28 protein-coding genes are annotated in these 26,371 nt (G+C 59.3%); 5 read left to right on the top strand and 23 right to left on the bottom strand.

The annotated features are described in order from the left end of the window. Window positions 1-308: 308 nt before the first annotated feature. Together P2081_RS17550 and P2081_RS17545 are read left to right on the top strand one after the other, a co-directional pair. Window positions 309-1,067, top strand: a complete 759-nt coding sequence (locus P2081_RS17550) for an electron transfer flavoprotein subunit beta/FixA family protein (RefSeq protein ID WP_278924164.1) — start codon at window positions 309-311, stop codon at window positions 1,065-1,067. Continuing rightward, the gene (locus P2081_RS17545) at window positions 1,067-1,996 is read left to right on the top strand and encodes an electron transfer flavoprotein subunit alpha/FixB family protein (RefSeq protein ID WP_278924163.1); all 930 of its coding nucleotides are present in this window, start codon (window positions 1,067-1,069) and stop codon (window positions 1,994-1,996) included. The genes P2081_RS17550 and P2081_RS17545 overlap by 1 nt, the downstream gene beginning before the upstream one ends. 104 nt (window positions 1,997-2,100) lie before the next feature. Here the strand turns inward: P2081_RS17545 and P2081_RS17540 are convergent, their stop codons facing one another. Then, window positions 2,101-2,916 (bottom strand): DUF6473 family protein, encoded by an 816-nt coding sequence (locus P2081_RS17540; protein ID WP_278924162.1) that lies wholly within the window; start codon window positions 2,914-2,916, stop codon window positions 2,101-2,103. 156 nt (window positions 2,917-3,072) lie between these two features. On the opposite strand from P2081_RS17540, the gene P2081_RS17535 reads away from it, so the two are divergent. Then, window positions 3,073-3,948 (top strand): 3-hydroxybutyryl-CoA dehydrogenase, encoded by an 876-nt coding sequence (locus tag P2081_RS17535; RefSeq protein ID WP_278924161.1) that lies wholly within the window; start codon window positions 3,073-3,075, stop codon window positions 3,946-3,948. Between the two features lie 263 nt (window positions 3,949-4,211). Here P2081_RS17535 and P2081_RS17530 read toward each other — a convergent pair whose 3' ends face one another. The 7 genes from P2081_RS17530 to P2081_RS17500 form a co-directional block, all read right to left on the bottom strand. Continuing rightward, window positions 4,212-5,111, bottom strand: coding sequence for a lysophospholipid acyltransferase family protein (locus tag P2081_RS17530; RefSeq protein ID WP_278924160.1), 900 nt, complete (start codon window positions 5,109-5,111; stop codon window positions 4,212-4,214). Window positions 5,112-5,144: 33 nt separating this feature from the next. Continuing rightward, on the bottom strand, window positions 5,145-5,414 hold the full coding sequence (locus P2081_RS17525) for an HPr family phosphocarrier protein (RefSeq protein WP_278924159.1): 270 nt from the start codon (window positions 5,412-5,414) through the stop codon (window positions 5,145-5,147). Next, window positions 5,415-5,822, bottom strand: coding sequence for a PTS sugar transporter subunit IIA (locus tag P2081_RS17520; RefSeq protein ID WP_278924158.1), 408 nt, complete (start codon window positions 5,820-5,822; stop codon window positions 5,415-5,417). A gap of 21 nt (window positions 5,823-5,843) precedes the next feature. Continuing rightward, a complete protein-coding gene (gene rapZ / locus P2081_RS17515) occupies window positions 5,844-6,704 on the bottom strand; it encodes an RNase adapter RapZ (protein WP_278924157.1) in 861 nt (286 codons plus the stop codon). Window positions 6,705-6,769: 65 nt separating this feature from the next. Beyond that, window positions 6,770-7,222 carry an HPr kinase/phosphorylase gene (locus tag P2081_RS17510; protein ID WP_278924156.1) on the bottom strand — a complete coding sequence of 151 codons (453 nt, stop codon included), beginning with the start codon at window positions 7,220-7,222 and terminating at the stop codon, window positions 6,770-6,772. A 3-nt stretch (window positions 7,223-7,225) separates the two neighbouring features. Beyond that, window positions 7,226-8,941 carry a sensor histidine kinase gene (locus P2081_RS17505; protein WP_278924155.1) on the bottom strand — a complete coding sequence of 572 codons (1,716 nt, stop codon included), beginning with the start codon at window positions 8,939-8,941 and terminating at the stop codon, window positions 7,226-7,228. 33 nt (window positions 8,942-8,974) lie between these two features. Then, window positions 8,975-9,679: a response regulator transcription factor gene (locus P2081_RS17500; RefSeq protein WP_278924154.1), complete on the bottom strand. Its 705-nt coding sequence runs from the start codon at window positions 9,677-9,679 to the stop codon at window positions 8,975-8,977. Window positions 9,680-10,034: 355 nt separating this feature from the next. Between P2081_RS17500 and P2081_RS17495 the strand changes: the two genes are divergently transcribed. Continuing rightward, complete coding sequence (locus tag P2081_RS17495; protein ID WP_278924153.1) at window positions 10,035-11,633, top strand: phosphoenolpyruvate carboxykinase; 1,599 nt, start codon at window positions 10,035-10,037, stop codon at window positions 11,631-11,633. A gap of 79 nt (window positions 11,634-11,712) precedes the next feature. On the opposite strand, the gene dgt is transcribed toward P2081_RS17495, so the two are convergent. The 3 genes from dgt to P2081_RS17480 all read right to left on the bottom strand — a co-directional run bounded on the left by dgt (window position 11,713) and on the right by P2081_RS17480 (window position 14,921). After that, window positions 11,713-13,071 (bottom strand): dGTP triphosphohydrolase, encoded by a 1,359-nt coding sequence (dgt, locus tag P2081_RS17490; protein WP_278924174.1) that lies wholly within the window; start codon window positions 13,069-13,071, stop codon window positions 11,713-11,715. 107 nt (window positions 13,072-13,178) lie between these two features. Beyond that, on the bottom strand, window positions 13,179-14,075 hold the full coding sequence (locus P2081_RS17485) for a cation diffusion facilitator family transporter (RefSeq protein ID WP_278924152.1): 897 nt from the start codon (window positions 14,073-14,075) through the stop codon (window positions 13,179-13,181). Between the two features lie 66 nt (window positions 14,076-14,141). Beyond that, a complete protein-coding gene (locus P2081_RS17480) occupies window positions 14,142-14,921 on the bottom strand; it encodes a sulfite exporter TauE/SafE family protein (RefSeq protein ID WP_278924151.1) in 780 nt (259 codons plus the stop codon). Between the two features lie 157 nt (window positions 14,922-15,078). On the opposite strand from P2081_RS17480, the gene P2081_RS17475 reads away from it, so the two are divergent. Further along, on the top strand, window positions 15,079-16,764 hold the full coding sequence (locus tag P2081_RS17475; protein ID WP_278924150.1) for an acyl-CoA dehydrogenase family protein: 1,686 nt from the start codon (window positions 15,079-15,081) through the stop codon (window positions 16,762-16,764). A 142-nt stretch (window positions 16,765-16,906) separates the two neighbouring features. Here P2081_RS17475 and recO read toward each other — a convergent pair whose 3' ends face one another. The 12 genes from recO to folK all read right to left on the bottom strand — a co-directional run bounded on the left by recO (window position 16,907) and on the right by folK (window position 26,298). Further along, window positions 16,907-17,632, bottom strand: a complete 726-nt coding sequence (gene recO, locus P2081_RS17470) for a DNA repair protein RecO (RefSeq protein ID WP_278924149.1) — start codon at window positions 17,630-17,632, stop codon at window positions 16,907-16,909. 45 nt (window positions 17,633-17,677) lie between these two features. Beyond that, on the bottom strand, window positions 17,678-18,007 hold the full coding sequence (locus tag P2081_RS17465; protein WP_278924148.1) for a DUF1491 family protein: 330 nt from the start codon (window positions 18,005-18,007) through the stop codon (window positions 17,678-17,680). Beyond that, window positions 18,004-18,912, bottom strand: a complete 909-nt coding sequence (era, locus tag P2081_RS17460) for a GTPase Era (protein WP_278924147.1) — start codon at window positions 18,910-18,912, stop codon at window positions 18,004-18,006. Before era ends, P2081_RS17465 begins: the two co-directional genes overlap by 4 nt. Then, window positions 18,909-19,595 (bottom strand): ribonuclease III, encoded by a 687-nt coding sequence (gene rnc / locus P2081_RS17455; protein ID WP_278924146.1) that lies wholly within the window; start codon window positions 19,593-19,595, stop codon window positions 18,909-18,911. The genes era and rnc overlap by 4 nt, the downstream gene beginning before the upstream one ends. Continuing rightward, on the bottom strand, window positions 19,592-20,428 hold the full coding sequence (lepB, locus tag P2081_RS17450; RefSeq protein ID WP_278924145.1) for a signal peptidase I: 837 nt from the start codon (window positions 20,426-20,428) through the stop codon (window positions 19,592-19,594). Before lepB ends, rnc begins: the two co-directional genes overlap by 4 nt. Before the next feature lie 61 nt (window positions 20,429-20,489). After that, window positions 20,490-20,921, bottom strand: a complete 432-nt coding sequence (gene acpS, locus P2081_RS17445) for a holo-ACP synthase (RefSeq protein WP_278924144.1) — start codon at window positions 20,919-20,921, stop codon at window positions 20,490-20,492. A 4-nt stretch (window positions 20,922-20,925) separates the two neighbouring features. Further along, window positions 20,926-21,552: a LysE family translocator gene (locus P2081_RS17440; RefSeq protein WP_278924143.1), complete on the bottom strand. Its 627-nt coding sequence runs from the start codon at window positions 21,550-21,552 to the stop codon at window positions 20,926-20,928. Further along, entirely contained in the window at window positions 21,549-22,295 is a 747-nt protein-coding gene (locus P2081_RS17435) for a pyridoxine 5'-phosphate synthase (RefSeq protein WP_278924142.1), read from the bottom strand. Before P2081_RS17435 ends, P2081_RS17440 begins: the two co-directional genes overlap by 4 nt. 96 nt (window positions 22,296-22,391) lie before the next feature. Continuing rightward, the gene (locus tag P2081_RS17430; protein ID WP_278924141.1) at window positions 22,392-23,102 is read right to left on the bottom strand and encodes a DUF2062 domain-containing protein; all 711 of its coding nucleotides are present in this window, start codon (window positions 23,100-23,102) and stop codon (window positions 22,392-22,394) included. A gap of 32 nt (window positions 23,103-23,134) precedes the next feature. After that, the gene (locus P2081_RS17425; RefSeq protein ID WP_278924140.1) at window positions 23,135-25,267 is read right to left on the bottom strand and encodes a RelA/SpoT family protein; all 2,133 of its coding nucleotides are present in this window, start codon (window positions 25,265-25,267) and stop codon (window positions 23,135-23,137) included. 35 nt (window positions 25,268-25,302) lie between these two features. Then, on the bottom strand, window positions 25,303-25,656 hold the full coding sequence (rpoZ, locus tag P2081_RS17420) for a DNA-directed RNA polymerase subunit omega (RefSeq protein WP_278924139.1): 354 nt from the start codon (window positions 25,654-25,656) through the stop codon (window positions 25,303-25,305). 72 nt (window positions 25,657-25,728) lie between these two features. Further along, on the bottom strand, window positions 25,729-26,298 hold the full coding sequence (gene folK / locus P2081_RS17415; protein WP_278924138.1) for a 2-amino-4-hydroxy-6-hydroxymethyldihydropteridine diphosphokinase: 570 nt from the start codon (window positions 26,296-26,298) through the stop codon (window positions 25,729-25,731). Window positions 26,299-26,371: the final 73 nt, after the last annotated feature.

The raw sequence follows: 26,371 nt of genomic DNA, 5'->3' as shown, positions 1-26,371 counted from the left end.
TGCGTCGCGGCGTCACCCCCGGCACTCCCCTATCGACAGGGCCGCGATTCGGCCCTACGAAATCCTTGTTCCGGCCCCCGTCACACCGGAGCAAGCCACCAGCCAGGTGTTGCACCCAGCGAAATCCACCGCAGAGATCGCGCAACATTCTTGCAAGATTGTCGTGACAAAAAGCCAAACGCGACGTCTGCGAAGGACAACGTGACGATTTTCCCCTGTTGTGCCCCGGACTGACCCGGTATCAACAGCGCGAGAGCAGAGAGGGCAGCCGTCTTGGCGGTATGCCGTTTGTTAAGGAGAGAACGCAAATGAAGGTACTCGTGCCTGTCAAACGCGTGATTGACTATAACGTGAAAGTCCGCGTCAAAGCGGACGGAAGCGGTGTCGATCTCGCCAACGTCAAAATGTCGATGAATCCCTTCGACGAAATCGCTGTCGAAGAGGCCATTCGCCTCAAGGAAGCAGGCAAGGCTGATGAAGTCGTCGCTGTTTCCATCGGCGTGAAACAAGCCCAGGAAACCCTGCGCACCGCGCTGGCTATGGGCGCAGACCGCGCCATCCTGGTTGTTGCAGCAGAGGATGTTCACACCGATATCGAACCCCTCGCCGTTGCCAAGATCCTGGCCAAGGTTGTGGAAGAAGAGCAGCCAGGCATCGTGCTTGCCGGCAAGCAGGCGATCGACAACGACATGAACGCCACTGGTCAGATGCTGTCCGCCCTTCTGGGCTGGTCGCAGGGCACCTTTGCCTCTGAGCTGGACATCGACGGCGACACCGCCAAAGTGACCCGTGAAGTTGACGGTGGCCTGCAGACCATTTCGGTAAAGATGCCTGCCATCGTTACCGTTGACCTGCGCCTGAACGAGCCACGCTATGCGTCGCTGCCCAACATCATGAAGGCAAAGAAAAAGCCGATGGCGGAAAAGACCGCTGCGGATTACGGCGTCGATACCACGCCACGCCTGGAAGTGGTCTCCACCTCCGAACCAGCGGCGCGTGCCGCCGGTATCATGGTTGGTTCGGTTGACGAGCTGGTCGAGAAACTCAAAGAAGCGGGGGCTGTGTAATGGCTGTTCTTCTCCTTGCTGAAGTCACCGATGGCGCCCTCGCGCTGGACGCAACCGCAAAGGCTGTGACCGCTGCCGCAGCTCTGGGCGACGTGACTGTTCTAGCCGCTGGTGCCTCTGCCGCCGCAGCTGGTGCCGAAGCCGCCAAAATCGCTGGTGTTGCCAAGGTTCTGGTCGCTGAAGATGCATCCCTGGGCCACCGCCTGGCGGAACCCACAGCGGCGCTGATCGTCTCGCTGGCTGGTGACTATGAGCACATCGTTGCCCCCGCCACCACCGACGCCAAAAACGTGCTGCCCCGCGTGGCCGCGCTGCTGGACGTCATGGTGATCTCGGATGTGACAGCTGTTGTTGACGGCTCCACCTTTGAACGCCCCATCTATGCAGGCAACGCAATCCAGACTGTCAAATCCTCGGATGCAAAGAAAGTAATTTCTTTCCGCACCGCGACATTTGACGCAGCTGGCGACGGTGGCTCTGCCGCAGTTGAAACCATCGGTGCCGCCGAAAACCCCGGCCTGTCCGAATGGATCGAAGACAAGGTTGCCGCAAGCGATCGCCCCGAGCTGACCTCGGCTGGTGTGGTTGTTTCTGGTGGTCGCGGCGTTGGCTCCGAAGATGACTTCAAACTGATCGAAGGCCTGGCAGACAAGCTGGGCGCGGCGGTTGGTGCCTCGCGTGCGGCGGTTGATTCCGGCTATGCCCCCAACGACTGGCAAGTTGGCCAGACCGGTAAGGTCGTCGCTCCGGATCTCTATATTGCCATCGGCATCTCTGGCGCGATCCAGCACCTGGCCGGCATGAAAGACTCCAAGGTGATCGTGGCGATCAACAAGGACGAAGAAGCGCCAATCTTCCAGGTTGCCGACTTTGGCCTAGTTGCCGACCTCTTTGCAGCCGTGCCTGAGCTGACCGAAAAACTCGGCTAATCCACACGCCACACAAGGCCACAAAATGCAGAACGGGGCGCGCGAATATCGCGGGCCCCGTTTTTATATGGCAGCGCCAGATCCAGGCACCGCACGCCCAGCGATCAGGACAGGCCCTGCAATGCCTCTGCCAGGGCACAGCCAATGCGAGCGTGCTCTTTGGGGCCCAGCACATGCTGCGCTGCAGGTAAATCTAGCTCTCCCAACTGCATCCCCTCAAGATCATCCACCCGCCCAGCCGGGGTCACCGACACTTCGACCAAACCCTTGGTACGGGCTTGCAAGGCTTTCACCATGCTGCGCTCGACCAAAGTCGGCTCATAACTGAAGGCAGACCGCCCCTGCAGATCATAGGTCAACCAGAGCATCAAAACCCGCCCCTCCAGCGCCTCGATCACCTTTTGCATCTTGATAACCCAGGTCTCTTGCAGGTGACGGCGCACGTCATCAAACCGCTCTTCGGACAGGGCCTGCAGCGTTGTCAGCAAATGTTTGTTAAAGTGGAACTCGGTATAATCCACTTCGGGGAACAGCGCCTTCAGATCAGGCTGCGCCTGCAAAAAACGGTCATTTCGCCGGGGGTGCACCCGGTAATACCGGTTAGAGATATTCTGCGCTCCCATCAGCTGCACCACCGCAACCCGCGCCTGCCGCGCAACCTTCAGAACCGCCGCATCACTGGCAAAAGTATCCAACCCCGCATTCACCGCCGCAATATTGACACAGGGCACCTCTATCAAGGATTCGCTGACATCAGAAAAAGGGGTTTTTACGAAGCGCCCAAACATCTCGGTTCCGCCGAGAAATGCAAAGTATGGACGCGTTAAATCTCTTTTGGGGCCTCGTACCGGCAGCCGCGATCCGGCATAACAGCACGTTCCCCCTGCAAGCGCATTGGCGCTCTTGAGTTCATAGCTCATGGTCCCACCTTATAATTCACCCGAAGATCACTTTGGCGGTGAAGGATTGCAATTTCCCTAAACCTAAATTTCACCTAAAATTCAGAACGACGAGCCTTGTATCTGCCCCAAAGCCACCGATAAGGTTGCAGCGCAGGCAAACGAGGAGCCCGAGACATGGACATCAAAAAGATTGGCATCATCGGCGCAGGCCAGATGGGCAATGGCATCGCGCATGTCATGGCGCTTGCGGGCTATGACGTTGTTTTGAATGACATTAGTCAGCAATCTTTGGATGCCGCAATCAGCGCAATTCACAAAAACATGGCGCGTCAGGCCAGCCGTGGCAAAATCGCCGAGGCAGAGGTCAGCGACGCATTGGCCCGCATCACCACCACCCTGGCGCTGGCCGATATCGGTGCCACTGATCTTGTGATCGAAGCGGCAACCGAACGTGAAACTGTCAAGCAGGCGATCTTTGAGGATCTGCAGCCGCACCTTCAGCCGCATACGATTCTCACCTCTAACACCTCCTCGATCTCGATCACCCGCCTGGCCAGCCGCACCGACCGGCCGGAACGCTTCATGGGGTTCCACTTTATGAACCCGGTGCCGGTGATGCAGCTGGTCGAATTGATCCGCGGCATTGCCACCGATGAAGAAACCTTTGAAAGCTGCCGCCAGGTGGTTGAACGGCTCGGCAAGACCTCTGCCAGCGCCGAAGACTTCCCCGCCTTCATCGTCAACCGCATCCTGATGCCGATGATCAACGAAGCGGTCTATACCCTCTATGAAGGCGTCGGCTCGGTCAAATCCATTGATGAATCCATGAAACTGGGCGCCAACCACCCAATGGGACCGCTTGAACTGGCCGATTTCATTGGCCTGGACACCTGCCTGGCCATCATGAATGTGCTGCACGAAGGCCTCGCGGATACCAAATACCGCCCATGCCCGCTCTTGACCAAATATGTTGAGGCCGGCTGGCTGGGCCGCAAAACCCAACGCGGGTTTTACGACTATCGCGGCGAAACCCCCGTCCCCACCCGCTAAGGCTCCCCCGCGCCGCTGCTTCGGAGCCCTCATCGCCTGATCACGGCAAGACGGCGGCCAGGACAGGGCACCAGCCAAATCGCGGAGGCTCCGCGCCGCTTGCGGTGTGGAAACCGCTATTTTGCTTGTGACATGGCAGAGGCGCTGTCAGGCAGGGAACAGGCAATGAGGGCTCTGGGGCTGCTGCTTTGGTGACTCAGAAGCTGACCTGCCGCAGCCGACAAAACCTGTCAGCCTGACCGCTCATACCGGGCGTACCGCCATCACGACCCGCTCTTCTCGCCCAGGGCCAGGGTATGGGCCCGCAGCCAGGCCATAAAGCCACGCGGATCACTGTGCAGCTGGGCCATCTGCTCGTCGGTCAGCGGCGCGCCCACAACAGGTGCCTGTGGCTTGTTGCAAGAGCGCACGATTTCATGCAGCAGCAGCCCTTGGCGCAGGATCGGCGAAATCTTATTGGCGATCTGATAGCTGCGAGAGTTGCGGCCAGGAAAGAAGATCGGCACCACACGGGCACCGGATCGCCGGATCAGCTGGGCAGTAAAGACGTTCCATTCCTGCTCGACCGGGGGGCCGAACCAGGTTTTGGATGACATAACCACCCCGGATGGAAACAGCGCCACCACCCCGCCCTCTTTCAGATGGGTCATGGTCTTGGCGCGCATCTCAACCATTTTGCGCTGCGCATCGGGATCATGTGGGAAAGGCACCGGGATCATGAAAGAGGTCGCAGCCTCATCCAGACCAGTCAGGACAGAGCGTGTCAGGATTCGGTAATCCTGCCGCACCCGGCCAATCAGATCGGCAAAGATCATCCCATCCACCATACCGTGCGGATGGTTGGCAACAATCACCACCGGGCCATCCTGCGGGATACGGTTGATCTGCTCTTCCGGGGTCATCAGGTTGATGCCCATGATATTCAAAGCGCCACGCCAGAATTTCTGGCCGCGGTATTCGGCATTCTGGCGCTCAAACTTCTTGACCATACGCAGGATGGTCAGCTTGCCGGTCATCCACTCGATCGCCTTGATCGCCAGGGCGGTCCAGCGGTCATCAAAAGAATTGGCATAGGTCAGGGTGCGGCGGTCATAGACCTCGCCAGTGCTGTCTTCGGTCTCCGGCGTTTGGCCGGTGTTCTGCTCATGTGCGGTATCCGCCACTGTGCCATTCCCGTCAGTTCGAAGGGGTCGAGACTAAAAGCCTTCGCCGAATTTGTCCGCCACTAGGGCTTCCACCGCTTCAGCAAGGGCGCAAGCATCCGGCCCCGAAGTCTCGACGTCAATAGTCGTTCCTTTCGAGGCTGCCAACATCAAAAGCCCCATAATGCTATCTCCCGACGCTGACAGACCGTCCTTTGAAATCTCGGCTGCGGCATCGAAGCCCTCGACGACCTCAACCAGCTTTGCAGAGGCGCGGGCATGCAGCCCTTTTTCGTTCACGATTTTCAATGTCTTCAAGGTCATTTAACGCGCCTGCTCCCCTTCGGGATTTATGTTTTGAGAGTTAATATACTTGCGTCCCGCTTCCATGGCCTGGCGCACCGCCTGCCCCACCGCAAGATGGCGGGATTTGGCCAGTTTGATCAAGAGGGGCAGGTTTGCACCGTACAAAATACGCCGGTTGATTGGCGCGCAGGCGCGCAGGCTGAGATTCGACGGGGATCCACCATAAAGATCAGTGACAATCACCACCCCATCGCCGCTATCAACCTTGTCAGCTGCGGCGCAGATTTCGCATTGCTTGTCTTCACGGTCGTCATCCGGCCCGATGGCAATCGCCATAAGATTGGGCTGTGGGCCCACCACATGCTCGACCGCCGCCAAGTATTCTTTGGCCAGCCCACCATGCGCAACGATCACAATGCCGATCAATCCTGCAACTCCGTTTCCCCGCTAGCCTTGCAGCTCGCGGTGTCTAATTGACACCTGCTGGCCATCTTCTGCAAGGGCTTTCGCAAGGCTTTCTGCCAAGGTGACAGAGCGATGCTGACCACCGGTACAGCCAAAGGCGATCGACAGGTGCGATTTCCCCTCTTCCCGGTAGGCCGGCAACAGAAACTGCACCAGATCAAGCACCCGCGCGAAAAAACCATCATAGCGCGCATCAGCCCGGACATGGGCCTGCACCGCCACATCGCGCCCGTCCAACTCACGCAGTTCGGGCACCCAATAGGGATTACCCAGAAAGCGGCAATCAAAGGCCATATCGATGCTGCGCGGTACCCCGCGCTTATAGGAAAAGCTCTGGATCGACACCGCCAGTTTGCGTCCACCCGGCACAAAGAGATGTTCGATTTCCGCCTTCAGCTGATGCACATTCATATCCGAGGTTTCCAAGACCAGACTGGCCCTGTCCCGGATCGAAGACATCAGGTTCAGCTCTCGGTGCACCCCCACCTCGGGGGTTTCCGCCGGGGCCAGCGGGTGGCGGCGACGGGTTTCTGAATAGCGCCGCAGCAATACTTCGGGGCGCGCATCCAGATAGAGAACCGACAATTCGCAGCCTTCGCGTGCCTCCAGCATATCAATGACATCCAGCAGCGCCGCCGGAGAGAAATCCCGGTTGCGGCTGTCCAGCCCCAGCGCCATGGGCCCCCCGCCTCCCGCAGCTGAGACAAGCCCCGGCAACAGCCGCAGTGGCAGGTTGTCGATGGCCTCAAAGCCAAGGTCTTCCAGCACATTGATCGCAGTTGTACGCCCGGCGCCCGAAGGACCGGTCACCAGAACAATCGGGGTGGCCTTGGTGTCAGACATTGCAAGGCTCCACATTTGGCAACCAGGTCAAAGTGAACAAACGCCACCGTTTCCAGCGAGAGAGGCTATTCAGGCTTTGCATCAGGGTCCAGCACTCCGGATTTGAGGTATTGCAGCAAGGCGGCGGCAAAATAGGCGCCCTCCAGCCGGTGAAACACCACTATATCCTGGCCCAAAACTCTTTCAAACCGCTGAACCGGCAGGCGTGCCTCTTCCAGATGATCAAGATCTACGATCGCACAGATCTCCGCCTGCGGCAGTGCCTCAGCACGCAGGATACCAAAGCCGCGCGCCTCTATCATGCCACGCAGCGCTACAGGGGCACGAGCCAGGACCAGCCCCTTTTCTTGCCAGAGCTGCACACGGTCATCTGCCACCAGATCGGCGCCATAGCCCATCAACTGCAACGCCAGGGCGGATTTTCCACAGCCCGATGCGCCCCGGATCAAAACTCCGCGCCCTGCAAGCGCCACACAGCTGGCATGCAGGGTCAGGCGGGCGGGCTGTTCCGCGCTCACGGATCAGACGGGCAGACCAACAACAAATCGCGCCCCCAGCGGTTGTGACGTGATATCGGCTTCGGTGGGGCGAATATTTTCTGCCCAGACCACACCGCCATGTGCTTCGACAATCTGCTTGGAAATCGCCAACCCAAGGCCGGAGTTATTGCCAAAATGCTCATCCGGGCGTTGCGAGTAGAAGCGCTTGAAGATCTTTGCCAGCGCCTGTTCGGGGATGCCGGGGCCGGTGTCTTCGACCACAATCAGAACCCGGTTGTCGCGGCGGCGCGCCCAGACCCGGATGGCATCCCCTTCTTCGCAGAACGAAATCGCATTGGTGATCAGATTGACAAAGACCTGTGCCAGACGCGCCTCCAGCCCCTGGATCATCACCGGGCGCTGCGGCAGGTCGGTGATATAGTCGATCCGCTTGGCACGGGCATCCTCGCCCAGATACTGGTTCAGGTTGGTCAGCATCTGCAGCAGGTCGAATTCTTCCTCTTCCTCTTTCACCAGTTCGGCATCCAGACGTGAGGCATTGGAGATATCGCTGACCAGGCGATCCAGTCGGCGCACGTCATGTTCAATGACCTCCAGCAGCTTTTCGCGCTGATCATCCCGTTTGACCATCCGCAGGGTGCCCACCGCCGATTGCAGGCTGGCCAGCGGGTTCTTGATCTCATGCGCGACATCTGCGGCAAATTGTTCGTTGCTGTCGATCCGGCTGTACAGCGCCTTGACCATGCCACGCAGCGCCCGGCTCAACCGGCCGATTTCGTCGGGGCGGGCGGATAGATCTGGAATGCGGATCCGACCTGACTGGGCCCGCCGCGCATCGCGGTCACGCCCCAGTTCTGCCGCTTCAGCCAGATCAGCCAATGGATTGGCAATGGTCGAGGCCAGCACCAGGCTCAGCCCGATAGAGACCAGCAGAGCGATGATGAAGATCTGCAAGACCCGCTCACGCTCGCCGCGCACCAGCGCATCGATTTCACCTGCTGGCGAAGCCAGCGCCACCGCGCCGATCGCCGTTCCATTGCTCAGGATTGGGGCCACGGCGGAAAAGATGGTCCCTCCGCTCGTATCTACCACCACGTTGATCTTTGCGGTGCCGGACAAGGATTGTTGCGCCTGTTGGCGCAACTGATCCTGCATTGGTTGCGTTTGCGCAGTCTCAGAGGGTTGCGATTGAAACACCGAACCAATCGCCGACCACAGCGCCGAAAGATTATCGGAGATCAGGGTGCGGCTCTTTGCGCCCTCGTTCAACGAATTCAGTGTATCGGGGCGGTTGACCCCAGTGACCTGAGCCACCAGCACGCCAGAGGTATCAAAGACAAAGGCCTCTACCCCGCCGCGCAGGGTCAAGGCTGTCAGCGTCTGTTCAACGTCGATGCCGTCTCCGGTTGTCAGGCTGACCGCCCCAGAGGAAGGCAGCACTGCTTCAAACACATCCGCGATCAACGAGACCTCGGCCACCAGCGCACCTGCGCGCTGCTTGACCAGGCTTTGGCGTGAAGAATTGAGATACAGGATCCCTGCGACCAGAATGATCAGGGCAATCAGGTTGAAGGTGATGATCTTGCGTGTCAGCGGCGATCCCTTCAGCGAGAAAAAGCCCCGGCGCGCCCGCTTCACCTGCATTTCCGCCGCAACAGTCTGATCCGGCGAGACCCAATCGTCGCCCAGAACTACATCGCCATCTTGCTGACGTCCTGTCAGACCAGTGTCACGCATTGCTGCACGCCTCCCTGGATGGGGCCGCTGGCCCTATTCTTCATTGTAGCGATAGCCGATCCCATAGAGGGTCTCGATCGCCGCAAAATCGCCATCCGCCGTGCGCATCTTTTTACGCAGCCGTTTGATGTGGCTATCAATGGTGCGGTCATCCACATAGACCTGATCGTCATAGGCCACATCCATCAGTTGATCCCGGCTTTTGACGAACCCGGGGCGCTGAGCCAGCGCCTGCAGCAACAGGAACTCGGTCACAGTCAGCGAAACATCCTTGCCCTTCCAACTCACCGCGTGGCGCAGCGGATCCATCCGAAGATCACCACGGTCCATGACCTTGGTTTCCGGTGCTTCCGTGCCAGCTTCGTCACTCTTGAGCGCATCTTGACGCCGCAGCAGGGTACGAATGCGTTCCACCAGCAGACGCTGTGAAAAGGGTTTCTTGACGTAGTCATCCGCCCCCATGCGCAGACCAAGCACCTCGTCGATTTCATCATCCTTGGAGGTGAGAAAGATCACCGGCATCTGGGTTTTCTGGCGCAGCCGCTGCAACAGGTCCATGCCATCCATACGCGGCATTTTTATATCAAGCACCGCCATATCCGGCAGCTTCTTGTTAAAGGCATCCAGCGCGGCCTGCCCGTCATTGTAGGTCTCGACCTCAAACCCTTCGGCCTCTAGCGTCATCGCCACAGAGGTCAAAATGTTGCGGTCATCATCCACCAAAGCAATCTTCGACATCGGATCTGCCCCTAAATCTGCTCTTTATATCGCCTGAATTTTTCATCCTTCATCGCCCGTCTGGCAGAGCGAATCAATCCCCATTGGCGAATCGGGGCGATCTTTGGGCACAATTAGGGCAAAAATGTCTTATCATCCGCTGAACGGCGACCGGCGACTGGGCATCGTCAGGAATGGTTGCGCTAAACTCCGCCTTGATGGCGCTAACTGCGCCAAACCGTCCTGTTCAGTCACAGAAACCTCATGTTATGACCCGTTCAACCGGTATCGCCACCGGCGTTTTTGCCCCGATTTGCCTTGGGGCGCAGCTTTTAATGTATGCGGCTGGGCGCAGCCGCCACAGGAGAGAGAACACATGGCATCTGGACGGGTTAACCCGAATTTCCGCCTCGAGGATCAAGGTATCGAGGGTCTGGGCAATGTCCATTACAACCTCATGGAGCCCGCCCTGGTTGAGGCCGCTCTAAAGCGCGACGAAGGCACTCTGGGCAAGGGCGGCGCGTTCCTTGTGACCACCGGCAAGTTCACCGGCCGTTCCCCCAAGGATAAACACGTCGTAAAATCTGACAGCGTCGTTGATACCATCTGGTGGGAAAACAACGCCGAGATGTCGCCCGAAGGCTTTGACAATCTCTATGTCGATATGCTGGAGCATATGAAGGGTGGCGACTACCACGTGCAGGATCTGGTTGGCGGTGCCGATGCCAAACATTCGATCAATGTGCGCATGGTCACCGAACTGGCCTGGCACGGGCTGTTCATCCGCACCATGCTGCGTCGCCCCGAGCGCGAAGACCTGAATGATTTTGTTGCCGATTTCACCGTCATCAACTGCCCCAGCTTTCAGGCCGATCCCAAGCGCCACGATTGCCGGTCGGAAACCGTGATCGCGATGAACTTTGATCGCAAGCTCATCCTGATCGGTGGCACCGAATATGCCGGCGAGAACAAGAAATCCGTCTTCACCCTGCTGAACTATCTGCTGCCGGAAAAAGGCATCATGCCGATGCACTGTTCTGCCAACCACGCCAAAGACAACCCGGTTGATACAGCCGTGTTCTTTGGCCTGTCCGGCACCGGCAAGACCACCCTGTCGGCCGACCCCGATCGCGTGTTGATCGGCGATGACGAACATGGCTGGGCCGACACGGGCACCTTCAACTTTGAAGGCGGCTGCTACGCCAAGACCATCAGCCTCAACCCAGAGGCCGAGCCAGAGATCTACGCGACCACCTCCAAATTTGGCACCGTGATCGAAAACATGGTTTTCGACCCCGAGACCAAAGAGCTGGATTTTGAAGACGACAGCCTGACCGCCAACATGCGCTGCGCCTATCCGCTGCACTATATCTCCAATGCTTCGAGCACCGCGCTTGGTGGCCACCCCAAGAACATCATCATGCTGACCTGTGATGCCTTTGGCGTGCTGCCCCCCATTGCCCGCCTGACCCCGGCGCAGGCGATGTATCACTTCCTATCTGGTTTCACCTCCAAGGTGGCTGGCACCGAACGCGGCGTGACCGAGCCAGAGCCGACTTTCTCTACCTGCTTTGGTGCGCCGTTCATGCCACGCCGCCCCGAGGTTTATGGCAATCTGCTGCGTGAGAAGATCGCACAACACGGTGCCACCTGCTGGCTGGTGAATACCGGCTGGACCGGTGGGGCCTATGGCGTTGGCTCGCGGATGCCGATCCGTGCCACCCGTGGGCTGCTGACGGCCGCGCTTGAAGGCACCCTGGCCGAGGTTGAATTCCGCAAGGACAGCAACTTTGGCTTTGACGTGCCAGTCTCGGCGCCCGGCGTTGCCGAAGTCCTGCTGGACCCCCGCCGCACCTGGGACGATCAGGCCGCCTATGACAAACAGGCTGCCAAGCTGGTGCAGATGTTCTCGGACAACTTTGAACAATACCTGCCCTATATCGACGACGACGTAAAAGCCGCCGCGATCAGCTAAGGCCTGCATCACCGCAGAAATGGAAAACCCGGCCTGTGGCCGGGTTTTTTATCTATCATGCTCTGATTTGGAGGCGGTTTCAGATCCGCCCTGCCACCATGTCCCGCACCTTCACCGCATAGCGGTCGGTCATGCCGGATACAAAATCCGCCAGGCTATGCATCGCCGAATATTCGTCCGTAATGCCGCGCAGATCCAGATCTACCGCCCGCACCAATTTGGCCCAATAGCCATGGTCCGCCAGAAACGCCTCAACATCCCAATCACAGGCGCGCAGATCGCCATATAGCCCATGGAAGTGATCCAGCAGCGCAAAGATCACCTGACGCCCGGCAATCTCCAGCTCGGTCTTGCGCCGCGCCGTAAAGATCCGTGCGTTTGAAATCTCTTTCATCTGGTCAAAGGCCTCCGCCTTGGAGGAGACCTCCATCAGACCCTCGTTGAACTCACCAGCCATAATGGCATCGTAGTTGTCCATAAAGGCGGCAACCGCAGAAATGATCGCCTGATGGATGGCGCTGGCCCGGCGCATCGCCACAATTTCGCGCGCCGTCATCGCCGCATCATCTGCGCGGTTGGGCTTACCTGCGACATCTTCCAGACAGGTGATCACCTGCCGGGTAGTCAGATCGCCCACCGTGGCGGCGTCTTCCAGATCCAGGATCCGGTAACAGATGTCATCTGCCGCCTCGACCAGAAAGGCCAGCGGGTGGCGCCGCCAGTATTTGCCCGGCCCGGCGCCGTCACTGCGCAGCCCCGTTGCCTCGGCCACCTCGGCAAACAATGCGGCCTCTGACTCAAAGACACCAAATTTCTTGAGCCCCACATAGCCCCCGTTGCTGGCCTGTCGCGCCAGTTTCTGTGCCTCGGCGGTGCAGGGGTATTTCATAAATGCCGCAAGGGTCGCATAGGACAGGCGCATGCCGCCGTCACGCCGCGCCATTTCCAGGGCCGCCGCGATGCGAAAGCCCTGGGCATTGCCCTCAAAGGCCTCAAACTCCGCCTGCTGGGCCTGTGGGATCGCCCCGGCCATCCCTGTTTCTGCTTGAAACTGCTGGGCGAACCACTGGCCGATGCTGTCTTCGCCAGAGTGGCCAAAGGGCGGGTTGCCAATGTCATGCACCAGACAGGCGGCCTGCACTGTGCCGGCAATCACCTCGCGCTGTGCCTCTGTGATATGGCCCTGCTCCAACATGGCCTGCCCCGCCAGCACCCCAAGCGAGCGCCCGGCACTAGCTGTCTCCAGCGAGTGGATCATCCGGTGGTGCACATGGTCATGCTCATAGAGCGGATGCACCTGGGTCTTTTGCGCCAGCCGACGAAAGGGCTCTGAGAACAGGATGCGATCATAGTCCTGCAGATAGGCCGGTCGGCCGGGGGCCTCGGGGAAATCCGGACGGCACAGACGCCCCGCATTCAACAACCTGTCCCATTGCATCGTCATTTTTCCTGCCCCTGTCTGCACAAACCTGTGCTGCGCTTAAACGGGAGCGCGCGTCAGAATGCAAATGCTTCGCTCAGCCTTCCTGCACCGGACAGGGCAGCTTATCCCGGCGCGATGCCCGAAGGCTCCAGCTTGTGCTCTGGCTCGACATGGATGGTGACCAGGGCTTCGGGGAAATCCACCTGGATCGCCTCTTCGATGCGATCACAGATCGCATGCGAGGCCTGCACCGTCATCGTGCCCTCAACCACCATGTGACATTCCACAAACAATGCCACCCCTGCGCGGCGAGTCTTGAGCCCATGTACCTGCAGGGCCCCCACCGCAGCATGGTGCAGCAGGTCTTCGATGCGGCTGCGCTCTTCCTCGGGGGCGGCGGAATCCATCAGGCCATTCACCGATGACGCCACAACACCGTAGCCTTCGCGCAGGATGTTCACCGCCACCAAGAGCGCGAGCAGCGGGTCAAGCACCGCCCAGCCCGTCACCAGCGCCAGCCCCAGCCCAAGCAGCACCCCTACCGAGGTCCAGACGTCGCTCATCAGATGGCGCCCGCCTGCGGTCAGCGCCGGAGAGTTCAACCGACCGCCACGCGACACCAGCAGCCGCGCCCAAAGCAGGTTCACCACCAGCGCCAGCCCATTGACCAAAAGCCCAGCACGCCCCCAATCCTGCGGCGAGCCAAGGTTGCCAAGCGCCTGCACCGACTGCTGCACAATCAGCAAGGCGGCAATGATGATCATGATCCCTTCCAGCACAGCCGAAAAATATTCCGCCTTGTAGTGGCCAAAGGGGTGGCCTGCATCGGCTGGGCGTTTGGCATAGTGCACTGCAATCCAGGCCATCACCGCACCGCCCACGTTCACCAGGGATTCCAACGCATCCGAAAACAGCGCTACCGAATCTGTCAGTTGCCAGGCCACCAGTTTCAGCCCCAGCACCAGAAGCGCGATTAGGATCGTCCCCAGAGCCAGCCGTTCCGCATTCATCGCTTGCATCTCAATTCCTGCTGCCACGCGCGCATGGCGCAGGCATATCCAATTGCACCGCGTCTTATTGCGGCCTTACCCCATCAACCCGCGCCGCACCAGATTAAGCCCGGCCACCAACAACACAATAAGCGTGGCCTGTTTGAACAGCTTCTGGTCGATCCGATCATGCAGCCGCCCACCGATCCACATGCCTATCACAGCCGGCAGAACCAGAAGGATAGAAAACGGCAGGGTTTCGCTGCGAATGACACCAGACCCGATATGGGCCAGAAACAGGGTCACCGCCCCAATGCCATAAATCACGCCCTGCACCCGGATCTGCTCGCTCTTTTCCAGGTTCAGCGCCGTCAGATATGCCACCGTCGGCGGCCCCCAGACACCAGAAACACCGCCCACCATCCCGGCAAAGGCCCCCACCATGATCTCCACACGCGGGGTCGGCTTGGCCAGGGTCAGCGCCAACCCCAACAGCTGCAGCAGCACAAACAAGGTAACCGGCACCCCAATCAACAGAAACATCACCTGTTGCGGCAGAATGCGTACCGTTTGCGCGCTTAGCAGCAGGCAGAACAGCACCGCCAGCAGAAAGATCCAAAACCGCTTGAGCGAGGCAAAGGCCGCCCCGACCCCCTGACGCAGCGCCTGCATCCCATTGGTCACCAGCGTCGGCAGAATCAGCCCCGCCAGCGCCAGCTCTGGTGCCAGAAACAGGCTAAGACCTGAGACCAGGATCATCGGCAATGCAAAGCCCACCATGCCCTTGACGGTGCCGGCAAAGAGCGCAATCGCAAAGGCAATCGCCAAATCTGTCGGCTCAATCGCCGAGAAAATAAGAGAGAAAAACTGTTCCATGGCTCTGCCTATCACCCCCAAGATGCAGAGAGAACAGCCCGGCCAAGTTAAATGCGCTCACGCAATTATTGATCATAATGCCGCATTGCGGCGTATTTTTGTTGCGCTGCGCCTGCAAAGTGATTTACCACCAAGCCAGCAAGAAGGACGTGATTCAATGGCTCATGACGGACAGGACCTGCAAATGAAACCTATTGTGCTCCCCGATCTCCTGGCGCTCACCGGCGCGGCGATCATTCCGCTTGAGGGCCTACTGGAAGCGGCGCAGGATTCCGTGCGCAGGCTTGTCAGCCAAGACGGCCGCGTTTCGGGCCAATTGATCGAGGCCAACCAGACCGCCGCCCACGGGCTGTCCTGGCTTGCCACCTATGTCTACAGCCTGCGGCAGATGCAGCAATGGGCCGACAAACTGCAAAAGGATGGCGGCTTTGGCGAGATGGAGCAGCTGATCCACCAGATCGCCTTTGGTGAATACCTGGCCCAGGTGCAGGGCGGTATCCAGATGAACCAGGGTGAAATCCTGCGGCTGCAGGATCTTGGTCTTGGTCAGGATGCCCTTGCTACACTGCGGACTGATGCCGTGGCGGCCCTCAGCGATGGCGGCAACACCCAGGCCGCCCGCTCGCGTCTGGCAGAACTGATGCAGGATCAGTCCGGCGCCACCCTGTTTGGCGCCTCGGGTCTGGAAGAAGAGCTGGAAATGATCCGCGATCAGTTCCGCCGCTATGCCTCGGACAAGGTCGAACCCCACGCCCATGACTGGCACCTGAAGGATGAGCTGATCCCGATGGAGGTCATCGAAGAGCTGGCCGAGATGGGTGTCTTTGGCCTGACCATCCCGGAAGAATTTGGCGGCTTCGGTCTCTCCAAGGCCTCGATGGTTGTGGTCTCCGAAGAACTGTCGCGCGGCTACATCGGTGTGGGCTCTCTTGCCACCCGCTCGGAAATCGCTGCTGAGCTGATCCTTTGTGGCGGCACGGATGAACAGAAAGAGCAGTGGCTGCCCAAGATCGCCAGCGCCGAGATCCTGCCGACGGCTGTTTTCACCGAACCAAACACCGGTTCCGACCTTGGCTCGTTGCGCACCCGTGCGGTGAAAAACGCGGCGGGCGACTATGAGGTCACCGGCAACAAGACCTGGATCACCCATGCGGCGCGCACCCATGTGATGACCCTGCTGGCGCGCACCGACCCCGACACCACCGATCACCGGGGCCTGTCGATGTTCCTGGCGGAAAAAACCCCCGGCACCGATGCAGAGCCCTTCCCCACCCCCGGCATGACCGGCGGCGAGATCGAGGTACTGGGCTATCGCGGCATGAAAGAGTATGAGCTGGGTTTTGACGGATTTGCCGTGAAACAGGCCAACCTCTTGGGCGGTGTCGAAGGCAAGGGCTTCAAACAGCTGATGGAGACCTTTGAGAGCGCCCGGATCCAGACGGCGGCCCGCGCCATTGGCGTGGCGCAATCAGCGCTGGATATCGCGATGCAATACGCCCAGGATCGCAAACAGTTCGGCAAAAGCCTGATCGAGTTTCCCCGCGTTTCCGGCAAGCTGGCGATGATGGCGGTCGAAATCATGGTGGCGCGTCAATTGACCTATTTCTCCGCCTGGGAAAAGGACAACGGCCACCGCTGCGACCTAGAGGCCGGGATGGCCAAGCTGCTGGGCGCCCGCGTTGCCTGGGCAGCGGCCGACAACGGTTTGCAGATCCACGGCGGCAACGGTTTTGCGCTGGAATACAAGATCAGCCGGGTGCTCTGTGATGCGCGCATCCTCAATATCTTTGAAGGTGCAGCAGAGATTCAGGCCCAGGTGATCGCCCGCCGCTTGCTCGCCTGATCCGCACCACCAGAAACGCCAATCCAGAGAGGCCCGGCCAATATTTGCCATTGGTCGGGCCTCTTCTTGCACCAAGTGACCTAGCCGGACCCACCCGCTGAAAGCGCACCCCAAGCAAGGTTAAGGGCGGCCAAGGCTTCAGCTACAAACGCCGGACAAAGGCATCCATGAACCGGCCACGCGCCTCTGGCAGTGGACGGTTGCCAAGGCTGGGGGCCAGATGCATTTCCAGAAAATATCCGGTGGTGCGCAGCCCCTGCGCCACCTCATGATCCGGGCCTGTCCCCTCGCCGCGCAGCACAGGGGGCAGCGGCAGCAGCCGGTTCACCCATTGCCCGGCATCCTGACGCGACACCGCCCGCCCGGTCTTGGGCGAGATATAGGCCAGATCTTCATTGCGGCCAGAGACGGCACAGGCGCTCAGATCCAGGCCAAAACCCATGGTTTCCAGCAGGGTCATTTCCCATTTCAGATAGGCCAGCGGCCAGAGATCATCCTGGCCCAGCAGATCCAAGAGTTGCTCTGTTTGCCTGTAAAGATCGCGGTAGGGTGCCCGTTCCGGCAGGCAGAACCCCAACAGCCCCGCCACCGCATTCAGCCCCGCCAAAGCCAGACGCCCCGACAGGGCCGCCGCTACGCGGCTGCGCAGGGGTTCCGCCTGATAGCTGCCGAGATGATCCTCTAGCCGGGCCCGCCACAACAGATCCAGCTGGGCACCCGGTTGCAGCACCGGCGCCTTCTTGCGGCTGGCACCGCCATGCACGATCCCTGCGTGGCGGCCGTGGTCTTCGGTGAACACATCGATGATGACAGCCGTCTCGCCGTGACGGCGACAGCTCAGAAGGATGCCATGGTCACGCCATTCCACCGATCACACCCTCCGTATCGCAACTCTATCTGACCGCCCTGCAGCCTACTCCAGCCCCGGCTCATCCAACAGGTGGCGGCCAGCCCGGTCTTCGACCTCGATCACCCAAAGATCGGGATCAAATTCCTGCTGGCGGCGAATGGCGGCATCGACATCAGCCTCTACTCCGCTGGCATGTTCCACCCATTTGCGTGCGCCGCTCATCAGATCATAGGAGCGATGAAAGCTCTGGGCCTGGCCATTCAGCGTATTGAGCTTGACCAGCACCGCCCCCGCCGTGTCATCACCATGGGCGGTGACAAAGGCCGGAATGCCAACGCCACGCAGACGCGCCAGATAGGCATGCACCCAAAAGTCTGCGGTCAGACGGGTCATTCGTTTCCGTCTTTGAAATCCAGACCCATTTCCGAATAGCGCTCGGACTCTTCCAGCCAGTTGGGGCGCACTTTGACCTGCAGGAACAGATGCACCTTGCGGCCCAGAAATTCCGTCAGCTCTTCTCGGGCGGCCTGGGAAACGGATTTGATCGTCTCGCCACGCTTGCCCAGCACGATGCCCTTATGACCATCACGCACCACATAGATGACCTGGTCCACCTTGGCAGAGCCATCCTTGCGCTCTTCCCAGTTTTCGGTTTCCACCGTCATCTGATAGGGCAGTTCCTGATGCAGCCGCAGGGTCAGTTTCTCGCGGGTCATTTCCGCCGCGATCATCCGCATCGGCAGATCCGAGATCTGGTCCTCAGGATAGAGCAAGGGGCCTTCAGGCAGTTCACCCGCCAGCCAGAGCCGCAGCGTATCCACCCCGTGACCACGTTCTGCCGAGATAAGGAAGGTCTCGTCAAAACCATACCGGTCATTCAGATCTTTGGTGAGACCAAGCAGGACCTCGGATTGCACCCGGTCAATCTTGTTGATCACCAGCGCCACCTTCCGCCCCTTGCCCAGCTCCGCGAGCCCCTCAAGAATACGTTCAACGCCTTCAGTGACGCCACGAGTGGCCTCAATCAGCAGCATCACAACATCTGCATCGGCAGCACCACCCCAGGCCGCTGCCACCATGGCGCGATCAAGCCTGCGGCGCGGTTGAAACAGGCCGGGCGTGTCAACAAAAACGATCTGGCTGTCGCCCTCCATCACAATACCGCGCACACGGGTGCGGGTGGTCTGAACCTTGTGGGTCACGATTGAAACCTTGGCCCCGACCATACGGTTCAAGAGGGTGGATTTGCCCGCGTTGGGCTCTCCGATCAGGGCGACGAAACCGGCGCGTGTTGTCATGTTTTTTGCTCCAAACGTGCCAAGAGCGCCTTGGCTGCGGCCTGTTCTGCGAGCCGTTTTGACCCTGCAACGGCGCGTTCTTCGGTGCCATCTTCCAGCCGGACGGCAATGGTAAAGATGGGTTGGTGATCCGGGCCTTCGCGCGCCACCTGTACATAGTCGGGCGGCGATTGGCGCCGTGCCTGAACATATTCCTGCAGGGCGGTTTTGGCATCGCGGGCATCCGCTTCGACCTGATGCACCCGCGCCCCCCAGAGCCGCAAGATCATCTGCTGCGCCACCTCAAAACCTGCGTCCTTGTAGACGGCCGCAATCACCGCCTCCATGCCGTCGCCCAAGAGCGCCAGCTTGCGCCGCCCGCCTGACATCATTTCAGATCGGCCCAGCTTCAGCACCTCGCCCAGACCGATCTCGCGGGCGACATCGGCGCAGGCCTCTTTGCGCACCAGCGCATTGAACCGCGGTGCCAGCTGACCCTCGCTGGCCAGTTTGTCCTGGTCCAGCAAGGCCGTCGCCATGACCAAGCCTAGCACACGGTCGCCCAGAAATTCCAACCGCTGATTGTCCTTGCGATTGGGCGATGAAACCGAAGGATGGGTCAAGGCACGCACCAAGAGTTCGGGGCGGGTGAACTCATGCCCGATCCGCTGTTCAAAGGCGCGCATTTCTTTCGATAGTTTCACACGATCCCCTTGAAATAGCGGTCGCTGCGCCAAGTCCAGAAAAACAGCATGGAGCGGCCAGCAGACGAGAACATGATGCGATCAGCCCGACCTATCAGGTTTTCCAGCGGCACAAAGCCAACGCCTCCGGCGGTCTGTGCCAGACGGCTATCGCTGGAATTATCGCGGTTGTCGCCCATAAAGAAGAAATGCCCCTCGGGTACCTTATAGACGCCGGTGTGGTCGGCCGATTGATTGCCAATATTCAGGATCGCATGCTGGCGACCACCGGGCAGGGTTTCGATCTGACGTGACTTCAGGCAGTTCGCGCCCTGACCAACCGGTTGATTTTCACATCGCGGGAAAGAGCCCTGCGGCCCCTGCGGCGCCATGGCTTCCTCAAAATTGCCAGCATCCTCCAGGCCGACTGCGGTGCCATTGATGAACAAGACGCCGTTTTTCACCTGAATGCTGTCACCGGGCAGGCCGATCAGCCGCTTGATGAAATCCGTGCCGGTGACCGGGTGACGAAACACCACCACATCGCCGCGTTCGGGATCGCTGCCCAGAAAGCGGGTATTGTCGCCCCCCAGAAAGCCACAGACATCTTCGGCATCAATATCTAGCCCAATGGCCCCAATGCGGACACTGGGGCAAGAAGCGTAGGAATAGCCATAGGCCATCTTGTTAACGAAGAGGAAATCACCAATGAGCAGCGTTTCCTTCATCGACCCGGACGGGATCCAGAAGGGCTGGAAAAACAGGGTCCGAAAGACCCCTGCAATCAACAGGGCGTAAACAATGGTCTTTACCGTCTCGAGGATCGATTGGCCGGCGCTAGATTTTGCCGTCATCAGGCTCTCCAGGGTATAAATAAAAGGGTCCGGCGCTACATGAGGGCGCAGGGGGCGCGAGTCAAGCGCCACCATCCGTTTCAACGGGCTGTGCGGCAATTGGATAGGCCTCGATCACCACAAAGGCTTGGGCCCAGGGGTGATCATCTGTCAAGGTCACATGGATCACCGCGCTATGGCCCGGTGGCGTCATCTTGGCTAGGCGCTCTTCTGCCCATCCCGTGACAGCCATAACAGGCTGCCCGGTGGCAAGGTTGCTCACCGCCATGTCTTTCCAGGCGATCCCCATGCGCAGCCCCGTCCCCAGTGCCTTGGAGCAGGCCTCTTTTGCGGCCCAGCGTTTGGCATAGGTGCCTGCCACATCGCGGCGGTTTTCAGCCTTTCGCTGTTCGACCTCGGTAAAGACCCGATTGCGGAAACGATCGCCAAAACGGTCCAGAGTGCGCTGGATGCGTTCGATATTGGCAAGATCTGTTCCGACGCCAAGGATCATGGCGCTATCCGTCCAATCGCGCCGTCAGGATCTTGAGGCTAGCGAAGCCAAAAAAGCCGGAAAAACCCAGCTCAAACCAGCGCTTCATCCGCATGTAGGTCTCGACCACACCAGGGGTAGAGAACAGGAAGGCATAGCCGATGAAGATCAGGATCGAGCCCGAGTAGAGAAAAGCAAAGAGGCCAAAAACCTCCGCTGGAGCGGAGCCTGCTGGCAGCACCAGCGAGTAGATCGAGGCCCAGGACAGGATGGCCTTGGGGTTTGTCAGGTGAATCAGCGCGCCTTTGCTGAAGATCTGCCAAGCCGTGCCCCCATAGGCCCGCTGAGATATCGGCGCGTTTGGTGTCAGGGCCGAGCCCAGGGATTTCACCGCCAGGAACAACAGATAGCCCGCGCCGCAATAGCGTAGAATCTCAAAGATCCAGGCATTGGCCAGCATCAGGGCGCTGAGACCCGCCGCCGCCGCCACCCCCCAACAGGCCGAACCAAAGAGGATGCCAAATGAGAAAATCACCCCGGCGCGACGACCGGTATTCATTGAGGTGCCCGCAATGGAAAGCGTCGCCGGGCCCGGACTGCCGCCTGCCAGCACCCATGCCAGCCACAGGGCGGCCCATTCCGGACCAATCATGCCCGCGCCTCCCCCATCTTGCGGCGCATTTCGGCCAGGGCCGCAGGCAGGCCGACAAACATCGCCTCGCCCATCAGGAAATGGCCAATGTTCAACTCCTTTACCTCTTGCAGCGCCGCGATTGGGCCGACGCTTTCGTAGGTCAGACCATGGCCAACATGCACTTCCAGCCCTAGGCCATGGGCATAGGCCGCCATCTCGGTAATCTTGGCCAATTCGGCATCGCGTTCATCCCAACGCCCCTCGGCCCAGGCATCGGCATAGGCACCGGCGTGCAGTTCTATCACCGGGGCGCCGATGCGGTGGCTGGCCTCGACCTGCGATTTTTCGGCGCCGATGAACATTGACACCCGGCTGCCCGCATCCCGCAGCGGCGTAATATACTCGGCCAGCGCTATATCATTGCCCGCCACATCCAGCCCGCCTTCGGTGGTGCGTTCTTCGCGCTTTTCCGGCACCAGGCAAACCGCGTGGGGTTTATGACGCAGAGCAATCGCCTGCATTTCCGACGTTGCAGCCATTTCAAAATTCAGCGGGATGCGCAGCGCGGCCATCAAGCCATCGATATCGGCATCCACAATATGGCGGCGGTCTTCTCGCAGGTGGGCAGTGATCCCATCGGCCCCCGCGTTCTGCGCCAGAAGGGCGGCGCGCACCGGATCGGGATTGTCACCGCCACGGGCATTCCGCACCGTGGCCACGTGGTCGATATTTACACCCAATCGCAGCGTATTCTGGCCCATGTCTTTTATCCCGTGATCTGTCGTGAAATCGTCTCTGACACGCGCAAGATTAGACGGCATACCGCCGAGGGCAACCCCTGCCCCTTGCCAAGCGCGCTATTTTACCTTGCAAACCCGCGGCAAGTTTCGCTTTGGCTTGCGCTTTGCAGGCTCTACCACCGGGGCAACACCGCTGCTTTCGCGCTCGGCACGCTTTTTGATGGCGTCAAACTTGGCCTTGATACGCGAGCGACGGTGCTGCTGATAGGCACGGATCACCGGCAGGCTAAGCATGTAGCAGATCGTCGCAGTGATCACGCCAGGCACAATACCGCCAACCAGATAGGGAAAGAACACCTCGTCGTAGAACAGGTGCAACCCATCCCAATCGGCAGGCTGATCATAAAACAGCGCAAACAGGTTGTCTTTCAGATCCTTGCCCGCATCAATGAATTTCCCCACCAGAGAGGTCTCTAGCTCGCCGTTGAATTCGGTGCCCAGCATCCAGTGGCCTGTCTGCAGCGCCGCGATGCCAATGGGCACATAGGTCAGCGGGTTACCAAAAAAGGTACCACTCAGCGCGGCAAGGATATTGCCATTGATCAAGCGGGCGATAAGGGCGGCGACAACAAAATGCATCGCATAGAACGGGGTAAAGGTGGTGAAGACCCCGGCCCAGACGCCACGGGCAATGCGTTCAGGCGAATCTGGCAGGCGGCGGACCCGGTGCTTCACGTATAGAAACGCCCGCTTCCAGCCCCCACGGGGCCAGATGAAATCCGCAACCGCCCGAAGGAGCGAGCGTCTATCACGGCGCCTGAATACCAAAGCCCTGCGTCCTTCCTCGTTTCAACCGCGCCCTATCCCGAAATCTGGCGCGTCTCCGGTTTTTCCCGGAAGCGCGCGACCTCGGCAACATCGCTCTCGGCTTCCAATGTCAGCATCAGCGAATGCAGCTGTTCCACATCCCTCAGCTCGACATTTATCATCAGTCGGTAAAAGTCTGGTTTCCGATCTGAAAATTCAAGATTGGAAATATTGGCCTTCTTCTCGCCAATCAATGTGCAAATTCGTCCCAGGACACCGGCATCATTGCCAATGGTCAGCTCCAGCGAGACACCATAGGCCGCGGCATGGGTGCCACTGTGCCAATGCACATCCATCCAGCGCTCGGGCTGGCTCTCGAAGGAGACCAAACGGTCGCAATCAGCCGCATGCACCACAACCCCGCGGCCGCGATAGGTGATACCGATGATGCGCTCTCCGGGAAGCGGCTGACAGCAAGGCGCGCGCTCAAAGCTCTGCCCGGCCTCCAGGCCGATGACCGCCCGCCGAGGGGACACCACCTCGCCTTCTTGCAGGGTAAGCTCGGGATAGACTGCCTGCACCACGTCATGGGTGGTGATTTCTGCCGCCCCAAGCTGCGCCAGCAGTTCATTCACCGTATCAATCCGCAGCGCCCGCGCTGCTGTTTCCAGCGCCTTGTCGGTGGCCTTGCGTTCCACATGCTCAAAGGCAGACCGCGCGAGTTCCCGCCCCAGTTTCACAAAACGCGCCCGATCAGCTTCGCGCAGCGCGCGGCGAATGGCGGTGCGCGCCTTACCAGTGGTGGCGATTTCCAGCCAGCTTACCTGCGGGCTTTGGCCTTCGGCGGTGATCACCTCGACCGATTGGCCATTGCGGATCCGCGTCCACAGCGGCACCCGGATACCATCAATCTTGGCGCCAACGCAGGCATGACCGATGCGGGTATGGATGGCATAGGCAAAATCAATCGGCGTCGCGCCCTTGGGCAGTTTGGTCACGTCCCCCTTTGGGGTAAAACAGAACACCTGATCGGAATACATCTCCAGCTTGACCGCCTCGAGGAATTCATCGTGGTCTTCCTCGGCATCAAACTGTTCGGTCAGCGAGGCAATCCATTTTGCCGGATCCACCGCAAAGGGGTTCTGCGAGCGCACGCCATCACGATATGACCAATGGGCCGCAACCCCGGTTTCCGCCACATCATGCATCTGCCGGGTGCGAATCTGCACCTCTACCCGTTTGCCATCGCGCCCCGACACGGTGGTATGGATCGAGCGGTAGCCGTTGGATTTTGGCTGGCTGATATAGTCCTTGAACCGCCCCGGCACCGCCCGCCAGCGCTGGTGGATACAACCAAGCGCGCGATAGCTGTCTTCTTCACACTGGGTAATCACCCGAAAACCGTAGATATCTGAAAGCCGCGAAAACCCCTGATCCTTGGCCTGCATCTTGCGCCAGATCGAATAGGGTTTCTTGGCCCGGCCAAAGACTTCGGCCTCAATCCCGGCCTTGTCCAGTTCGGCGCGCATATCGCCGGTGATCCGATGGATCACATCACCAGTTTCACGCTGCAGGGTGACAAAACGGCGAATGATCGACTGGCGGCCCTCTGGGTTCAGCACCTTGAAGGCCAGGTCCTCCAGTTCTTCGCGCATCCACTGCATACCCATACGGCCCGCAAGCGGCGCGTAGATATCCATGGTTTCGCGGGCCTTCTGCGCCTGCTTTTCCGGGCGCATCGCCTTGATGGTGCGCATATTGTGCAGCCGGTCGGCCAGCTTGACCAGAATGACCCGCAGGTCCTTGGACATGGCCATAAACAGTTTGCGGAAATTTTCCGCCTGTTTTGTCTCGCGGCTGGACAGTTGCAGGTTGGTCAGCTTGGTGACGCCATCGACCAGTTCCGCTACCTCATCGCCAAAGCGCGCTGCCACCTCTTCATAAGAGGCCTTGGTATCTTCGATGGTGTCATGCAGCAGCGCGGTGATGATGGTGGCATCATCCAGACGCTGTTCGGTCAACAGGGCGGCAACCGCTACGGGATGGGTAAAATAGCGTTCACCAGAATGGCGAAACTGCCCATGGTGCATCTCTTCGCCATAGGCGAAGGCCTCTGCGATCTTATCTGCATTGGTCTTGGGGTTGTAGTTGCGGACCAGGGCGATCAGGTCTTCAGGAGTAATCATATCCGGTCCGCAGCCTCAGATCGGGAGTGCCGATATCAGCCCTGCCCCTGGGCCTCCATGAGGGCACGCAGCAGTTTTTCTTCTGACATATCATCATCGGCTGGCTTGTCGTTTTCAGCGCCCATCAGCAGAGCCATCGAATCTTCTTCTGGCTCGTCGACTTCGATCTGATGTTGGTTGTTTTCGATCAGACGTTCCCGCAGATCATCCGCGCGCTGGGTCTCTTCTGCGATTTCGCGCAGCGACACGACCGGGTTCTTGTCATTGTCACGCTCAACCGTGAGCGCTGCCCCGGCGGCGATTTCACGGGCACGATGGGCCGCCAGCATGACCAACTCAAAGCGGTTTGGTACTTTATCTACGCAGTCTTCAACCGTTACGCGGGCCATAGGCGACTCTCCAAAATCAGTGTGGGTCCGGAAGAGCGACTTTTACGCCCTAATCTTTTTGTTGACAAGCGACTAAAGCGGCTGAACCGCCTCTAGATCGGATTTTGGCAGTGCCGCACAGAGTTCTGACGCTGTTTTACCCAGTACGGGGTGGCGCCAATCCGGGCAAACATCACACATTGGCACCAAAACAAAGGCCCGGTCCTGCAATCGGGGATGCGGGAGAATCAGTTCCGGCGGCGTCTGACGCATCTGTAGTTCCAACGGCAAATGAAGCCAGTGCTGGTACTCGGACGGGCTTGGAAGCACAGAATCGCCGCAGGCAATCAGATCCAGATCTAGGGTCCGCATTCCCCAGCGCTGCTCCCGCTCACGTGAAAATTTTTGCTCAACCGCCTGTAATTGGTGCATTAAAGATGTAGGTTTTAGGTTCGTATCCAGCACAAGTGCCGCGTTGACATAGTCGGGTCCAACCCCTGCTGGAAAACAAGGTGTTTGAAAAAGCCGGGAAACTTGACATATTTCCCCCATAGAGGGAGTAATTTCTTCAATTGCAGCCAATAGTATTTCGTGCGGCAACATTCCGCCCAAAGGTAAGTTACCACCCAGTGCAATGATCGCTTTTCGACGTGAAATGGTCACTTTTGACCCCATTTAGGAAACCCGGTATACTTGAAGCAGGTGCCAAAGTACTTACAATATGTCCACCCGTTTC

The organism is Pseudophaeobacter profundi (assembly GCF_029697505.1).
GTDB classification, from domain to species: Bacteria; Pseudomonadota; Alphaproteobacteria; order Rhodobacterales; family Rhodobacteraceae; genus Pseudophaeobacter; species Pseudophaeobacter profundi.
Note: the sequence above shows the minus strand (reverse complement) of the source record. Positions and strands in the feature narration are given on the sequence as shown.